The organism is Chryseotalea sanaruensis, assembly GCF_003990915.1.
In the GTDB taxonomy this organism is placed as follows: domain Bacteria; phylum Bacteroidota; class Bacteroidia; order Cytophagales; family Cyclobacteriaceae; genus Chryseotalea; species Chryseotalea sanaruensis.
This window is the reverse complement of record NZ_BHXQ01000001.1, coordinates 768,218-784,514: the sequence shown is the minus strand read 5'-3', so window position 1 is coordinate 784,514 and position 16,297 is coordinate 768,218. Positions and strand designations below refer to the sequence as shown.

The following is a 16,297-nucleotide window of genomic DNA, read 5'->3' as shown; positions in this document are numbered from 1 at the left end:
ATCCATAAATTTTAAACTATAAACAATTCAACAGATGAAAAAGATAGTAGTGCCTTGCGATTTTTCTGATCCTTCTATTGAAGCTTTTAAGTTTGCTGTAAAACTGGCAAAAAAAAGTGAAGGGAAAGTGATTGTTGTACACGTTATCGATCTGCCAATTTTTTATGAGAGTACATTTGGTATGCAACCTTATACTTTTGATCCATCTTTCATTAAGGAATTGGAGAAGTATGCCAAAGAAAAATTTGAATCGCTTAAATCAACGTATGGCGAAGGGCATCGAGACTTGCTCTTTGTTAACCCTTTTGGAGCTGTTACACCTATGTTACAGCAAGAAATAGATTTACAGAAACCGGACATTGTGGTGATGGGCACACACGGGGTTAGTGGCCTTAAAGAATATCTGGTAGGGTCAAATACGGAAAAAATTGTCAGGCATGCTCATGTTCCAGTAGTCGCTGTCCGTACTTGTATACCAATTGAAAAAATTAAGAATATCGTATTTGCCACTACACTTGATCTAAATCAGACGGCATTAATAAAAAAGGTAAAAGAATTACAAAGCTTTTTCAGTGCCATGTTACATGTAATTGTGATCAATACACCTGAAGATTTCAAACGTGATAAGGACTTGCAGGAAGCCCTGGAGAATTATGTTCAACACTATCATTTAGAACATTATACATTAAACAAACGTACTGATATCAATGAAATGGAGGGTATATTAAGTTTTGCCAAAGAGGTTAAGGCAGACTTAATCGCCATGGCTACGCATGGTAGAAGAGGACTTTTCCATTTACTAACAGGGAGTATTGCAGAAGATGTAGTGAATCATGGCACAGCTCCTGTCTGGACCTGCTCCTTGCGTGAAAGATAGCATGCAAAGAATGTTAAACAGATTTAATAATAATCATAATAATTGAGCTATGAATAGTGAAATAAAAAATATACTAGTGCCTACAGATTTTTCTGTATGTGCGCAACAAGCAGCAACAGTAGCTATAGAATTGGCTGCAAAAATGGATGCTACAATCCACTTTTTACACTTGCTTGCTGAACCGGATGATGAGTTGCATGTTCCGGGAAATGTGCTCACCAAAAATAAAGTAAATAAAGAAGTTGCTGAAGCTCGCACCAAGCTTAATGAGTTGGTTATACAAGCAGAACGCCAAGGTGTTGAGGGGAAGCAAGTATTGGTCTTTGATAAGGGCAATGATCAAATTGAAGATTACATTAAACCTTACAAGATTCAATTTATCGTCATGGGTTCGCATGGCAAAACTGGAATTCGTGAGCTCGTTATCGGGTCTAATACGCAAAGTATCATAAAGCACACTACAGTTCCAGTTTTAGTGCTAAAAAAACCAGTAGGTAAATTCAAATTTCAGAATATTGTTTTTGCCTCTACTTTTGTAGAGGATCCATCTACGGCATTAGGAATTTTGCTGAAGCTAAGCAAATCGTGGTCTGCAAAAGTGCATATACTTTTTGTAAATCTCGAGAGTCAGTCAGTCACCACAGAGCAAGCTTATACATTACTAAATAAACTTAAAGCCAAGTATCCTGACAAACCCTTTACAATTAATCTAGTAGAAAACACAGATGAAGAGTGGGCTATTAACCAATTTGCTGATAAAATTCAAGCTGATCTTATTGCGATTACACGTCACGACCGTGTAGGATACATATTTTCACATTGTGTGGCAGAAGATTTGATTAAACATTTTGATACTCCGGTACTTGTACTTAGCTGATTCCGGGATTATTAAATCCTTAATCTCTAGCATATTCATAGCTTGAAACAATGCATGCTATTGATACCTGTTGTTAGCTCTGATTATAAATACCATTAATAACATTTATAACAATGAAAGAATATAAATTTTGCCAGAGCTGCGGATTTCCATTAAAGAAAGATAAAAAGGGCGGGGGGTCCGAAAAAGACGGAACGAGAAGCAAAAAGTTTTGCTCAATGTGCTATAAGAATGGTGAATTTCTAACGCCATCTGAAATTGATAGTGCAGAAAAGATGCAGAAGTTTTGCATACAGGAAATGAAAAAAGACGGAATCTACGGTTTCTATGCCTGGTTGGCTACCCGATCAATTCCAAAACTTGAGCGATGGAAATGATTACGCCAATACATCTTTTATAAAAAAAGTAAATGGACAAACAACAAATACTAGACTGGTTATTGGAAGGAGATGTTTCTATACAATATCAAGTCTGGCGTGATTTGTTGGGAGTAAACAAAAAGAAACTACAGAACAGGATAGCGAATGAAGGATGGGGTCTGAAATTCCTGTCGAAACGTAATTCAGATGGTCATTGGGGCGCTGCATTCTATCAGCCGAAATGGACCTCTACTTTTTACACATTACTTGATCTTCGCAATTTAAATTGCCCATCAAACAACAAAATTGCCAAAGAAGCAATTGAACTTGTTTTGCAAAATGGTAAAGCCGATGATGGGGGAATTCCATTGGGACCATCCACAACCCGGTATATTGATGTTTGTGCAAACGGTATGTTTTTAAATTATGCTTCCTATTTCAGTACACCTGAAAAGAAGTTGCATTCCATTATTGACAGTATTTTAGATCAAATTATGCCAGATGGAGGATTTAACTGTAGAACAACAAGAAGTGGAGCTAAACATAGTTCTTTACATACTTCACTATCAGTGCTGGAAGGTTTGACGGAATTTCAAAAAGCAGGCTACACTTATAGAAAAGATGAAATCCTACGCGCAAATGAAAGCGCATTAGCGTTTATATTGTTACATCAGTTATTTCTGTCTGACAGAAGCGGTCAAATTATTAATAAGGATTTTTTGAAACTAACTTTCCCGTGCAGATGGAGGTATGATATTCTTCGAGCAATGGATTTTTTTCAATATGCTGGAATTAAATGGGATAACAGAATGGAAGCCGCATTAGGTATTCTTAAATCAAAAAGAAATAAGGAGGGAACTTGGAATATGGCCACGGCTCATGCCGGACAGGTGCACTTCAAGATGGAAAAAGCTGGCAAACCAAGCAGATGGAATACACTCAGGGCTTTGAGAGTAATGAAACATTTTGGAATCGATTATTGAAAGTTAGTATTACTACTTCGATTATACCATTCTTCATACTGAATAGCGCTTAAGATTTTCATAATATGATCAGCACTCATTCAATGATATTCAAAAAAGAATGTAATAAATGAATCTTTTTTTTATGATATTTTATCTGATCTAATAACGGGAACTTAGTATTTCATTGAGTGATATCTCTCATCGTGGCTAACTGATTATTGTCAGTTCTTCGAACAGCATTTAAGAATATATTTAATCGGGTTTACAAACCGAACATTATTTCTTATATGACTTATCCCAAAATATTTTGCATAGCAGCTGTAATGATTTCATGTATAAGCCAGTATGTTTCAGCACAGGACGCTAAAGATATTGTAAAGCAAGCAGATAATAGAATGCGAGGAAATACTTCACAATCAGAAATGATTATTAAGACCATGCGCGCTACCTGGACTCGGGAAATGAGCCTCAAAGCCTGGATGAAAGGAAATGATTTTGCTATTATTTTGATTCTATCACCTGTTAAGGATAAAGGGATTGTGTTTCTAAAGCGTAAGAAAGAGGTGTGGAACTGGTTGCCTACGCTAGAACGTTCAATTAAACTACCGCCATCTATGATGAGTCAATCCTGGATGGGTACAGATTTTACAAATGATGATTTGGTAAAGGAATCATCGGTTGTTGAAGATTATGAGCACACATTGATAGGAGATACCCTTTTTCAAAAGAGAAGTTGTTATATCATTCAAATGATTCCGAAACAGGATGCGGCAGTTGTTTGGGGCAAATTGATCGTATTCATTGATAAAAAAGATCTATTAGAACTTCATTGCCGCTTTTATGATGAAGAAGGTGAGTTGATTAACACCATGAACGCCTATGATATCACAGAAATGGATGGGCGTTTAATTCCGACCAGAATAGAGATGATTCCATCAGGAAAGAATAATCAAAAAACAGAAATTATATATAAAAAGGTATTATTTAATCGTCCAATAGACGATTCGTTTTTCACGCTTGATAAAATGCGATCGTTAAACTGATCGTTACTTATATGTGGCTACTGAAATTTTCCTGGAAAAATATGTGGCGAAACAGAAATCGAACTGCCATATCCATGGCTGCTATTTTCTTTGCTGTGATACTGGCTGTACTTACCAGTAGTTTGCAAGAGGGCGTATTCGATAACCTTGTCAAGAACGTTGTCAGTTTTTACAGTGGATATATTCAAGTGCACAAACAAGGCTACTGGAATGAACGAATTCTGGATAATACTTTTGAAAGCACTACCTTACTGGAAAATAAAATACTGCAGCAAGCAAACGTCAAAGCGGTAGCACCTCGTGTCGAATCGTTTGCTTTAGCATCTTCGAATGAATTTACGAAAGGTTGCATGGTTGTTGGCATCTCACCAGAAAGCGAAAATAGTATTACGAATTTGAGCAGCAAACTTGTTGCTGGCAATTACCTAAACGATAATGATTTGGGGGTATTAGTAGGACAGGGGCTTGCCAAGCGATTAAGAATAAATATTCAAGATACGATTGTATTAATAGGGCAAGGCTTTCATGGTGCCATGGCGGCAGGTAAGTATATGGTTGCGGGCATTCTCAAATTTGGTTCACCAGATCTGAATAATCAGGTATTGTTTCTTGCACTCCCTACTGCACAAACATTATATAGTGCTGAGGGCATGCTGACCAGTTATGTGCTATCCCTGGAAAATCCATCCTTACTTCGTGAAACAGCCCAACATATACAAGCAACCATTGGTAGTAATTATGAAGCAATGACATGGGAGGAAATGATGCCGGAAGTGATCCAGCATATCAATACTGATAAAGGAAGCATGCTTATTATACAAGGCATATTATACTTACTTATCTGCTTTGGTATTTTAGGCACATTGCTGATGATGATGGTAGAGAGGAAGTATGAAATGGGTATGATGGTGGCAATCGGAATGAAAAAAAAGACCTTAATGCAACTTTTAATGTTTGAATCAATAATGACAGTATTCAGCGGGTGTATTTTAGGAATTATCTTTAGTATTCCTATTGTTTACTATTTGTATGTGTATCCAATACAATTTACAGGGGAGTTTGCCAAAGCTTACGCTGACTTCGGTTTTGAGCCCATCTTTCCAACTTCAATAGAGGCAAGTATCTTCATCAAACAAGGACTGATAATACTAGTACTAAGTTTATTACTGGCCTTATATCCAATAGTCAAAGTAGCAAGGCTTAATCCTGTAAAAGCAATGAAAAAATAATACTATGAATTTGTCATTGGCATGGCGTAATATTTGGCGTAATAGGTCAAGGAGTTTTATAATCCTGACATCTGTAGCCATTGGATTATTTGCAGGCCTGTTTGTTCTAGGGCTTTACGCAGGTATGATGCGCTCCAGGGTACGTACCGTTATTGATAGCGAAGTATCACACATTCAAATTCATCATAAAAATTTTAAGGATGACTTTGATCCTGCCTTGGTTATGGATGAAAACCTCCTTAAAGATTCTTTACGTAGTGTTCAAGGTATTCAGTCTATCGCTTACCGAGCGGTAACACAGGGTATGTTATCAACTGCTACAGGAAGCGCTGGTGTACAAATTAATGGTATAAAGCCTGCAGACGAGGTGTTAGTGTCTAGCCTAAATACTAAGATTATTGAGGGGCAAATTTTAAATGAGGAAACAAAAAGTCACCTGCTAATTGGAAAAAAGTTAGCGGATAAACTTAAAGTAAAACTTGGTTCTAAAGTAGTGCTCACTTTTACAGATCAAGAAAGTAACATGGTAGCAGGTGCTTTCCGCATCGTTGGCATTTACCAAACGATTAATGCTGCTATAGATGAATTAAACATATTTGTAAACCAACAAACACTTAACACATACTTGGGTTTAAAGCAAACCTGCCATGAAGTGGCCATACGCCTGCATCGTGATGAAGATGTCGAACAGGTTAAGCTTACGCTTCAATCTCAGTTTCCACAATATGTCGTTGAAAGCTGGAGAGAATGCTCACCAGAAACGGACTTAATGGTAAGTACACTTGATCAATATTCAGCAATCATCATAGTTATCATTATGATAGCGCTGGCTTTTGGAATTATCAACACTATGCTAATGTCTGTGCTGGAACGGACAAGGGAAATTGGGATGCTGACAGCGCTGGGTATGAACCGGCCAAGGGTATTTCTGCTCATACTTTTAGAAACAGTAATGCTCACCCTGGTGGGTGTACCCCTTGGTTTATTCCTTTCCTGGATAACATTAGCTTATTTTCAAGAAGTGGGTATTGATATATCGTCATTTTCAGGGGCAGCAATGTCAGGATTTGGTTTTAGTAGCATGATATTTCCTGAATTTCCATCATCCAGCCTGTTAATGGTAATGATGATTGTAATCAGCACGGCATTACTTGCCGCGATCTTCCCTTCTTTAAAGGCTATTAAACTTCAACCTGCTGATGCATTAAGACAATAAAATAATAATATGAATACGAGCACGAGCACAGTTATTGACGCGCACAAAGTCAGTAGGACATTTAACCCTGAAACCATTCCGGTACTAGCGGTGGATGATGTACACCTGCACTTAGAGAGAGGTGAGTTTACTGCTTTAGTTGGGCCCTCAGGCTCAGGGAAAACTACGCTTCTGAACTTGCTTGGTGGTTTGGATAAGCCAGATAAGGGCATTATTCATATCAATGGTGTAGACATAACAAAATTACCAGCTAACAAGCTGATTGATTTTAGATTGCACAACATAGGCTTTGTGTTTCAGTCTTTCAACCTCATACCTGTTCTTACCGCCAAAGAAAATGTTGAGCTAATCATGCAGTTACAGCACCGAAAAAAAACAGAGATTGCTGAGCGCGTAAAAATTCTGTTTCATCAAATAGGACTTGAAGATAAAGTTAATACGCGGCCAGCGCAGCTTTCAGGGGGGCAGCAACAGCGAGTTGCCGTAGCAAGGGCTCTGGCGTCTAAGCCTCAGTTTGTGCTCGCTGATGAGCCAACAGCCAATCTCGATTCTAAATCAGCTGCCAACCTTTTAGATGTGATGGCTAAATTAAATGTAGAGGAAAAAATAACTTTCATATTCTCTACACATGATGCACGCGTTATTGAAAGGGCCAGAAGAGTGATTACGCTAGTAGATGGACAAATCCATTCCGATACAGCGCGTGTTGAAACTAATGTTCCGCATGAGGTAGATAAATTAAAATTGTAGTACATGAAAGCTACATTAATGTTGGTATGCGTAAGCTTATTATCCTTAAGCTATATCAACATTATTCTTGCTCAAAACAACGACAGTATTACCATTGAAAGGAAGTGGCAAGTGAGAGGTTATCTCAAGGATATCCAATCCCTTACCTTTGATAGAAATTATGATAGTCTGACTACTGGTAACCTGATTCATAATCGTCTTAATATTAAGTGGCAAGCTACCAAAGAAATAAGGGCTGCCGCAGAATTTCGAACACGCTTATTCTGGGGTGAAGAGATTCGTTTAATACCTAATTTTTCTACACTCATCCGTAACAACCACGAGGCTGTAAATATGTCCATTTTCTGGATAGAGGAAGAGAGTATGGTACTGCAAACAAATATTGATCGACTTTGGTTGGAGTATACGGCTGAAAAATGGGAAGTGCGTTTCGGCCGTCAGCGAATTAATTGGGGCATTGGTACACTTTGGAACCCGAATGATATTTTCAATACCTATAATTTTCTTGATTTTGATTATGAAGAAAGACCAGGACGAGATGCTATGAAATTTCGCTATCATGTATCTGGAATGTCGAACTTTGAAATGGCTATAGCAGCGAGTGAACGGATTGGCAATTCAGTGGCTGCCATCAAGTATTTTACCAATGTATCAAATTATGATTTTCAATTCTCAGCAGGTATTTATCAGGAAATGGCTACCATCGGTATGGGGTGGTCCGGAAGTGTAAATGAAGCAGGCTTTAAAGGAGAACTCCAGTATTTTGCAAGGAATAAAAGTAATAAAGAACAGTTGAATGCTGTGCTGGAAGCGGACTACGTTTTCGAAAGAGGGTGGTACACCAATATAGGCATACTGATAAATAGTACTGGAACTGATAAATCTTTGGTTAATTGGAATCTTATAAATTTCCAAAGTTCACCGCAAAACCTAATGCCTACAAAATGGAATGTTGCTGCCATCATTTCAAAAGAAATTACGCCATTATTATCAGGTAATTTTTCACTCATCTATGCACCGGGCACTGATCTGGTGTTTGCTTTGCCTGCTATTAAATACAATCTGGCTGCAAACATTGATTTCGATCTTGTTTGGCAATCTTTTTTTATTGGTCAGACAAATGGTTTTAATAGCATTATGCATCGTGTTTATCTTCGTTTAAAGTGGAACTTTTAGGCTAATAAAAATCTCGTAACGATGGTTTGAAATCAGCCATCGTGATTCTCCTGCGCAGTATTTATTCATTATAGATTTTCTATCTTACTGACAAGTATACCCCTGGTCTTCCCTTCGTGAAGACCATTTGCCATAATTGAAGTTGGCGAGCCCTGAAAAGGCCCGCGCAACTTAGTAAGTAGTATTTCCAAATTCTGAAAAAACGCTTGGTATAGTTCTTCCGTAATCCATCATAATGTTTACTAACGTTTTTATGCCAGGCTAGGAGTGTGGTATCATAATCGCCACCAAAATTGTGCAAGTCCTCGAGCACAAAATAATTTTCAAAGGCTGGCAGGATTTCCGTCAGAGCAGGGATGTGTGAGTTTGGGAAAATATACTTATCCAGCCAAGGGTCAGTGCCAGGGGAGGAAATATTATTACCAATCGTATGTAATAAGAAAAGACCATCTTTCTCCAGACAATCCGCTACCACCTGAAAGTACGTATTGTAATTTTTAGAACCAACATGCTCTAACATACCGAGCGAAACAATCCGGTCATATTTATCACGAATGTCGCGGTAATCTTTTAACTCCAGGGTGATAGGTAAATCTGAGCATAATTGTTGACCAAGTTTTACCTGCTCACTGGATAAGGTTATTCCTGTAACATTAACAGCATATTTTTCTGCTGCATAACGGGCAAAGCTTCCCCAACCACAACCAATGTCAAGCACCCGCATACCTTTTTCTAGATGAAGTTTTTGACAGGTAAGTTCTAGTTTCGCTTCCTGTGCTTCATCTAATGTTAAAGCATTTTTCCAATAGCCACAAGTATAGGTAAGCCGCTTGTCAAGCATAGCCATGAAGAGATCGTTGCCAATATTATAATGGAATGATGCATTATCTAAAGCTGTTTCGGGTAATTGAAAGTTAAATAGTTTAGCTTCAAGTGAAGCCAACCACAGCTTTACATTGTGTGGGGCGTAATGATTAAGTTTAGCCTGACTAATTTTTGCAAAAAGTACATCAAGCTTGTTACAATCCCACCACTCATCAACAAATGACTCTCCCAAGCCTAAGGATCCCTGCGCAAGTACACGTTGATAAAACCGCTCATCTTTTACTTGAATGTCATAATCCTGTTTACCATTTACGGTAATACCTGCGTGTTCAAATAACTCAATCACTCTTCGCTTATACGATGAAGCGGACTGTTGTTGACCTGAATCGACATCAATTTTATCCAATACTTCATCCTGAAATCCAATATCCTTTTTCATAAAAATGAGATTTATTGACCAGTGTGTGAAATACTTTAACCTGGCTAAAAATAATTTATCCAAAGTTTTTGACCAGTGAGAATAATCACAAGAAGATTCAATTATTATCATGCATGTCTATATTGACTAACACATGGTTTTAAGGTTTAATCGGACAAGCCTGACTAGTTTGAGTACTTAAAAAAACATAAAGGGATAAGCTGTTTTTTAAGATGATAAATACCACTTGCTCCAGATGACCATTATCATACTGATATAAGTTGATTATTCCTATGTTGAATTATGATTGAACCATTGACTGGCAAAGGTCAATTCTTATGCTAAAAAAGTAGTAGGTAATAAAGAATAATTCAATGAAACAACTGGATAATAAAGTGGCCATAGTAACGGGTGCTGCAGCTGGTTTGGGTAAAGCAATAGCCATTCAATTTGCTCTGCATGGCGCTAAAGTGCTGGCTACCGATTACAATGAAGAGACACTAAAGGAATTTAAAAAAGAAATATCTTCTAAAAGTTTACCCATTGCAGTGTTTAAAGGTGACATTAGCCTTGAAAGTGATGTTGATGCTATGATCAAAGCTGCCGTGGATCAATATGGCACGGTTGATATTCTGGTAAACAATGCGGGGGTTATGGATGACTTCAGCCCTGTAGGTTATGTTACGGATGCAAAATGGGAGCGAGTCATGAAGATCAATGTGGATGGCCCCATGAGGGCAATGAGAGGTGTACTAAAAATTATGTTGGCAAAAGGTGCTGGTGTAATTTTAAACATTGCTTCTATAGGTGGCCTTCAAGGAGGACGTGCAGGTGCTGCTTATACAACAAGCAAACACGCCCTTATAGGGCTTAGCAAAAATACAGGATACCTGTATAGTAAATCTGGGATCCGCTGTAATGCAATTGCACCCGGTGCCATGGACACTGACATAGTGAAAGGTATGGATTTTTCTAAACTGCCAGCCGTTGAAATATTTAACGATAGAATTTCACCTGGAATGGCTTTAAACCCAAGAACCAGTCAACCCCGGGAGGTAGCTAACCTTGCTGTTTTTTTGGCATCTGATGATGCGAGCTTTTTAAACGCTTCAGTAGTTGTTGCAGATGGTGGTTGGACAGGCTATTAATTCATGATTAAACGATTAAGAGCCACCTAAGCGCTGACACAGTTTATCACATTCATCAAGAATGACTTTTAATCGTTGAGAGCTAATATGTAATTCCTTTAGTATATGCCTGGCATTTGGTAATCCAACACATAAAACAATACCCTTATCAAGTAAATATTTTTTCTCGTGTAAACTAAGGGAGGTTAATGTTGTGATCGGATATAAGCCAAAATTGTCAATCAAGTCCTTAAGACCTTTCTTTACAGGATAATTCCATCCCAGTAACTGTAGCCCTGCGCAATTGCCATACTTTATGGCATCGTTTGTGAAACGTGTGTTGGTTACAACCCAGCCCTCATGCTTTATTTTAGTATATCCAGGATTAACCTGTAGCTGATCTTGAACATCAAGAAATCGTGAATTAATATAAAGCGGAATTTTTACGTCACAAATACTACCGGGACGATTATGATATTTGCACTCCATCAGAATTTGCTGCTTTCCTTTAGAGGCGATCACATCAATCTCATGCGGCACACATTTACCTGTCATAATCTGGCCAACCTGAACAATATAACCTTGATAAGTCATGAGCGCTCCAATAAATTTTTCAAAGGGATAGCCTGAAGGCCCAAGTTGCATTATTGAATTTTTCAGGTTGTATCTTGCTGCAAAATGCCTCGATTTATTTTTTAATAATTGGTAAGCACTTTTGTATATCTGCTTGGTTGAAATGCCAGGGTATAGATCTTTACTGATGGTATCAACGATCTTTTGAGCTTCATCGGGCTGAATCCCGGATCGGGTCATTGAATTCAAAAGCTTCGAGGGATCAAAGAGTGATTTTTCTCCGTTGGCTTTAGTTATTTCCAGTGAAGCAACATCCAAGGGCTTCGGGTACATACTCATGTTTTCAAGGCTTGTGTCCAGATCGGTATTTCTTCATGATTAACGATTTCTTCCGTTGTGCTACCAATGAAAAAGTGAGAAATCCCAGTTCGTCCATGTGTACCCATAACAATCATGTCTGCCTTTATATCTTTTGCAAATTGGCTTATTCCGCTTTCAATACTGAAGTCAGACCGAAGATTGATTGTATAATTATGGAATTGCTTAGCGATGGCAAATTTATTCAGCTCGCTTTCAGCGTCCGGGTCATTTTTAAAGTCAGTGGGCGTGTTGACATGAAGGAGATGAATTTTGGCATCAAAAAAAAGCTGCATTCTTTTAATACTGGCAACAAAATGATCATCTGCTTGGCCAGGCACTCTTGGAAAGACAATATTCGTTATACGCTCAGGAGCCTTCAGTAATGTTATCACTGGCACAGGAGAACTCCTTACAATTTTCTCTGTTTTTGATCCGGCCGTAATATTCTGTGCACTATGTGTGCCCATAATGACTAAATCTATTTTGTTGGCTGCTATATAGTTTTCAATTTCATATGATAGTGAGCTAATAACATGTTTAAATCTAACATTAATTGTAAAAGGTGTCAGCCGATCCAACATAAACTGAAATTTTTTATCTATTTCTTTTTCAAACTCTTCAATAAAATTTAGACTGAAGGTATACGAGTTTGCTAAGGTTGGTGTGCCTCTTAGAAATGTAGTCTCAATCACATGCAATACATGAACGCAGCCCTTACTTTGGCCTGCAATACTGATGGCAAATTTGTATGCTTCTTCAGCAGGTTTTGAAAAATCGCTTGGCACAAGAATATTTTTCATTTCCTTTTTTATGCAAAATAATTCATTATAAAAGTACCTGTAATGATCGTTGTCTTAATATGATATGACAATGCTCTTTTATAACTTATGGCTTCCTAAAAGGATTTTTCAGTTACAGTAATGCTTTTATTTAGCCTTATTTACCTACTAATTTCAGCTGGAGTTTTACAATTCAGTCTACGGTAGGCGTGTTAACTGATGACTATATAAGACATGGGATTTGAAATATTTATACACCTCACCACCAAATAATACAAGAGAAGACATCAGTATAAGAATCATTAAGTGAATGTAGCTTATCGTTTTAAAACCAAAAATTTCTTGAAAAAACGGAATGTTTATAATTGATATAGTCATAATTGCAGATGAGACCATAGTAATGGTAACATAAATGTTTGAGAAAATTCCAATTTCTAAAATTGACTTATTTAGTGATCTCATGTTATACATGTTAAATAGCTGCGTGAAAGCCATGACCACGAATACTGAACTTCGCGCATGCTCAACACCAAAAGGTAAAAAGTACACATAAGCAGCAATTGCCAGAGCTGTCATAATGCCCACATTGATTCCCAAAAAAGGTAATATGCTTCTGTTAATTATTTTTTCATCTTTCTTTAATGGCTTTACTTGTAGCACTTCCCCATGCCCCCGCTCCGCGGCCAAGGCCATGTCACCAATACCATCGGTAACGAGATTAAGCCATAAAATTTGAATAGCGGTGAGTGGCATAGGCAATCCAAATGCGATGGTAACAATCAGTGTACTAATCTCTGCAAAGTTGGTTGTTATGAGGTAAAAGCTAGCCTGCCTGGCGTTCATAAAAACTATTCGCCCTTCTTCAATGGCAGATACAATACTGGCAAAGTTGTCGTCTGCCAATACTACTTTAGCAGAAGCCCTGGCAACATCTGTACCCATTATACCCATGGCTATTCCAACATCGGCCTTCTTTAATGCTAGCGCATCGTTAACACCATCTCCGGTCATGGCGATCAATTCCCCCATTTTCTGCAGGCGACTCGCAATATGAAGCTTTGTTTCCGGGTTAAGTCTCGCAAATACATTTACGCTTTTGATGGCTTCCTCAAACTCTTTTTCATCTAATACCATTAACTGTTCTTCGGACAGCGCCATGACATCTTTTTCTTTATGATTGATGATACCAACAGCACTGGCAATGGCAACCGCTGTGCTGATATGATCGCCAGTAGCCATGATTACGCGTATGCCGGCTTCTTTGCATCGTTTTACTGCTTCTTTTACCTCTTCTCTTGGAGGGTCAATCATACCAACTATTCCTACAAAGGTGAATTGCTTTAGTTCATCTTCCTGAATTTCTGATGTGGAAGTTTCTTTGTAGGCAAGCCCAAGCACCCTCATGGCGTCCAGCGACCATGAATTAATTTTTTGTTTTATTTTATTTTGCATAACATCGTCTATCAGTTCAATACGACTTTCCGTCAGTACGTTTTTGCATCTAGACAATATTCTTTCAGGTGCACCAATGGCAAATAGTTCTCTGGATGATCCAATTTTAACAACAGATGCCCTCAACTTTAAAATTGAATCAAAGGGTAAGTCATCAATTTTTTTTATGGTGATGACATTTATATCAATTCCGCTTTTCTTGGAAAGTACATGCAAGGCGCCTTCGGTGGGATCACCAACCAATTCATAAGTATTTTCAGCAGGCTTGTGCCTTACTGAAGAGTTATTGCAAAGGGCAGCAATGAGTAACAATTTTTTTAAGACCGAATTGTTTGAGGCCTCTATAATAGCTTCACTTTGTTGAAACGAGCCAATAGGTATCCAGCCTTCACCTGACACTTCAACTTCAGGCTGACCATACAAAAATATTCTTCTGACTGTCAAAGCATTTTCTGTAAGCGTACCTGTTTTATCAGTAATAATGGTTGTTACAGCACCTAAGGTTTCTGTGGCAGTAAATTCTCTTACTATGGCATTTCTTTTGGTCATTCTTCGTGAACCAATGGCAAGCACTATGGCAATAATACTGGGAAGACCTTCCGGGATGATTGATACCATTACGGCCACTGCAAGCAAGAACAAATCGTTTATAGGCATGTCGAGTGTGAAATAACCCACGATAAAAAGAATGGTTGCTGCCACAACTGAGGCAAGTCCCATTTGTGTTGCCAGTTTGTTAATTTTTTTTTGAAAATGTGAGGGTTCAGCTTTAATGGCTGATAAAGAAGAGGCAATGCTGCCAATAGCTGTTTTGAGCCCAGTTCCAATGACCACCGCTTTACCATAACCACCGGAAATAAAGGTACCTCTCCACACCATATTTTTTCGATCGCCAATTGAGGAAGCCGGCTTTAATGCTTCCACTGTTTTTAGGATTGGCAATGATTCACCAGTGAGTGAAGATTCAACAGCCCGTAGGTGTTTTAATTCAATAAGTCGTGCATCAGCAGAAACATGGTCGCCTTCCTCAAGAATAATAACGTCACCAGGGACAAGTTCAGATGCTTTAACCAAAAGCTGTTGATTATCTCTTATCACTTTTGCCTGAGGTAAAAGCATTTTTTGCAAAACAGAGACTGCCTGCTCAGCTTTCCATTCTTGTATAAAACCAATCAATGCATCAACAAAAATGACAAGTAGAATAATGTAGGCATCGGTCTTGTGATTTGTAATCCAGGACAAGATAGAAGCGAGCACTAAAACAATGACCAGGACACTTTTAAATTGCTTGAAGAAATAATAGAAAATTGAATGTTGTTCTGTTTTTGGCAATTCATTTGGGCCAAAGGCAATAAGTCTTTCTCGAGCTTCTTCACTGGTGAGACCTGATGCCTTAGCTGCCACTTTTTGAAACACTTCTTCAATATGCAATACAGAGAAATCTTCCACATTTTCAAGTAATTAAGTGATTGAAAATAAGGTGAGTCAGTTTTTTAATGGGTGATATGTATCATTTTGATAAGTGATCATTATCATGCGCGATTATTATGGTAAAAGTTAATTTCATTAATATTCTTTCAGATTCATGTGCTCATAATTTTAGTAATGTATTCCTACTCAAATTTTTGTTAGACATATGACAAATAGTAATATCCCGTACTATCTTATTAATAGTATTACCATGTATCGTCTGGTTTCTGCACCCTTTTTACTATTACTGGTTTATACAGGTGAGGTGTTGGCATTTAAATGGTTAGTAGCGCTTAGTTTTTTTACAGATGCAGTTGACGGTCCCTTAGCGAGAAGATTTAATGTGATCAGTGTATTCGGATCAAGGCTTGACTCAGTAGCGGACGATGCAACTATTTTGGTTTCCACTCTAGGATTATGGATCATAAGTCCAGAATTTGTTCATAGCGAGTGGTTGCTTTTTGTTGGGCTCTTTTTTCTTTTTGGCATACAGACCGTTGCAGCTCTGATAGCCTATAAGAAAGTAACTAGTTTTCATACCTACATGGCAAAAGTAGCCGCAGTGTCACAGGGCTTGTTTTTTATTTCATTTTTCTTTGGTCTTGGTCCCTCATATCTACTATTTATGATGGCTGTGACAGTGACCGCTATTCAATTAATTGAAGAAATTATTTTGGTCATTATGCTGCCGGAGTGGAAAGCGAATGTAAGGGGTATTTATTGGGAATTGAATCTAAGTAAGTTAACATCACAAACAAAGAATTAGTGGCTGTAAACAGGGAAGCCTGATATGGTAAATTA

General features: G+C 38.0%; 15 protein-coding genes. 11 read left to right on the top strand and 4 right to left on the bottom strand.

Annotation, left to right across the window (positions count from 1 at the left end):
• Positions 1–34 precede the first annotated feature (34 nt).
• The 9 genes from SanaruYs_RS03185 (at position 35) to SanaruYs_RS03145 (ending at position 8,492) form a co-directional block, all read left to right on the top strand.
• On the top strand, positions 35–877 hold the full coding sequence (locus tag SanaruYs_RS03185; protein WP_127121055.1) for a universal stress protein: 843 nt from the start codon (positions 35–37) through the stop codon (positions 875–877).
• A 49-nt stretch (positions 878–926) separates the two neighbouring features.
• Positions 927–1,754, top strand: coding sequence for a universal stress protein (locus SanaruYs_RS03180; protein ID WP_127121054.1), 828 nt, complete (start codon positions 927–929; stop codon positions 1,752–1,754).
• 113 nt (positions 1,755–1,867) lie between these two features.
• Positions 1,868–2,131 (top strand): zinc ribbon domain-containing protein, encoded by a 264-nt coding sequence (locus tag SanaruYs_RS03175; protein ID WP_127121053.1) that lies wholly within the window; start codon positions 1,868–1,870, stop codon positions 2,129–2,131.
• Positions 2,132–2,163: 32 nt separating this feature from the next.
• On the top strand, positions 2,164–3,096 hold the full coding sequence (locus SanaruYs_RS03170) for a hypothetical protein (RefSeq protein WP_127121052.1): 933 nt from the start codon (positions 2,164–2,166) through the stop codon (positions 3,094–3,096).
• Positions 3,097–3,401: 305 nt separating this feature from the next.
• Complete coding sequence (locus SanaruYs_RS03165; protein ID WP_246011822.1) at positions 3,402–4,121, top strand: outer membrane lipoprotein-sorting protein; 720 nt, start codon at positions 3,402–3,404, stop codon at positions 4,119–4,121.
• 11 nt (positions 4,122–4,132) lie between these two features.
• Positions 4,133–5,350, top strand: coding sequence for an ABC transporter permease (locus tag SanaruYs_RS03160; protein WP_127121050.1), 1,218 nt, complete (start codon positions 4,133–4,135; stop codon positions 5,348–5,350).
• A gap of 4 nt (positions 5,351–5,354) precedes the next feature.
• On the top strand, positions 5,355–6,566 hold the full coding sequence (locus SanaruYs_RS03155; protein WP_127121049.1) for an ABC transporter permease: 1,212 nt from the start codon (positions 5,355–5,357) through the stop codon (positions 6,564–6,566).
• 9 nt (positions 6,567–6,575) lie between these two features.
• A complete protein-coding gene (locus tag SanaruYs_RS03150) occupies positions 6,576–7,316 on the top strand; it encodes an ABC transporter ATP-binding protein (protein WP_127121048.1) in 741 nt (246 codons plus the stop codon).
• Between the two features lie 3 nt (positions 7,317–7,319).
• Entirely contained in the window at positions 7,320–8,492 is a 1,173-nt protein-coding gene (locus SanaruYs_RS03145) for a hypothetical protein (protein WP_127121047.1), read from the top strand.
• 79 nt (positions 8,493–8,571) lie between these two features.
• On the opposite strand, the gene cfa is transcribed toward SanaruYs_RS03145, so the two are convergent.
• Positions 8,572–9,756 (bottom strand): cyclopropane fatty acyl phospholipid synthase, encoded by a 1,185-nt coding sequence (cfa, locus tag SanaruYs_RS03140; protein ID WP_127121046.1) that lies wholly within the window; start codon positions 9,754–9,756, stop codon positions 8,572–8,574.
• A 353-nt stretch (positions 9,757–10,109) separates the two neighbouring features.
• Here cfa and SanaruYs_RS03135 point away from each other — a divergent pair, with 353 nt between their 5' ends.
• Positions 10,110–10,883 carry an SDR family oxidoreductase gene (locus SanaruYs_RS03135; protein WP_127121045.1) on the top strand — a complete coding sequence of 258 codons (774 nt, stop codon included), beginning with the start codon at positions 10,110–10,112 and terminating at the stop codon, positions 10,881–10,883.
• 15 nt (positions 10,884–10,898) lie between these two features.
• On the opposite strand, the gene SanaruYs_RS03130 is transcribed toward SanaruYs_RS03135, so the two are convergent.
• The 3 genes from SanaruYs_RS03130 to SanaruYs_RS03120 form a co-directional block, all read right to left on the bottom strand.
• Positions 10,899–11,774: an ATP cone domain-containing protein gene (locus SanaruYs_RS03130; protein ID WP_246011821.1), complete on the bottom strand. Its 876-nt coding sequence runs from the start codon at positions 11,772–11,774 to the stop codon at positions 10,899–10,901.
• On the bottom strand, positions 11,771–12,595 hold the full coding sequence (locus tag SanaruYs_RS03125; protein WP_127121044.1) for a universal stress protein: 825 nt from the start codon (positions 12,593–12,595) through the stop codon (positions 11,771–11,773). Before SanaruYs_RS03125 ends, SanaruYs_RS03130 begins: the two co-directional genes overlap by 4 nt.
• A gap of 177 nt (positions 12,596–12,772) precedes the next feature.
• The gene (locus tag SanaruYs_RS03120) at positions 12,773–15,475 is read right to left on the bottom strand and encodes a cation-translocating P-type ATPase (protein ID WP_127121043.1); all 2,703 of its coding nucleotides are present in this window, start codon (positions 15,473–15,475) and stop codon (positions 12,773–12,775) included.
• A gap of 187 nt (positions 15,476–15,662) precedes the next feature.
• On the opposite strand from SanaruYs_RS03120, the gene SanaruYs_RS03115 reads away from it, so the two are divergent.
• Entirely contained in the window at positions 15,663–16,262 is a 600-nt protein-coding gene (locus SanaruYs_RS03115) for a CDP-alcohol phosphatidyltransferase family protein (RefSeq protein WP_127121042.1), read from the top strand.
• The last annotated feature ends 35 nt before the right edge of the window (positions 16,263–16,297 follow it).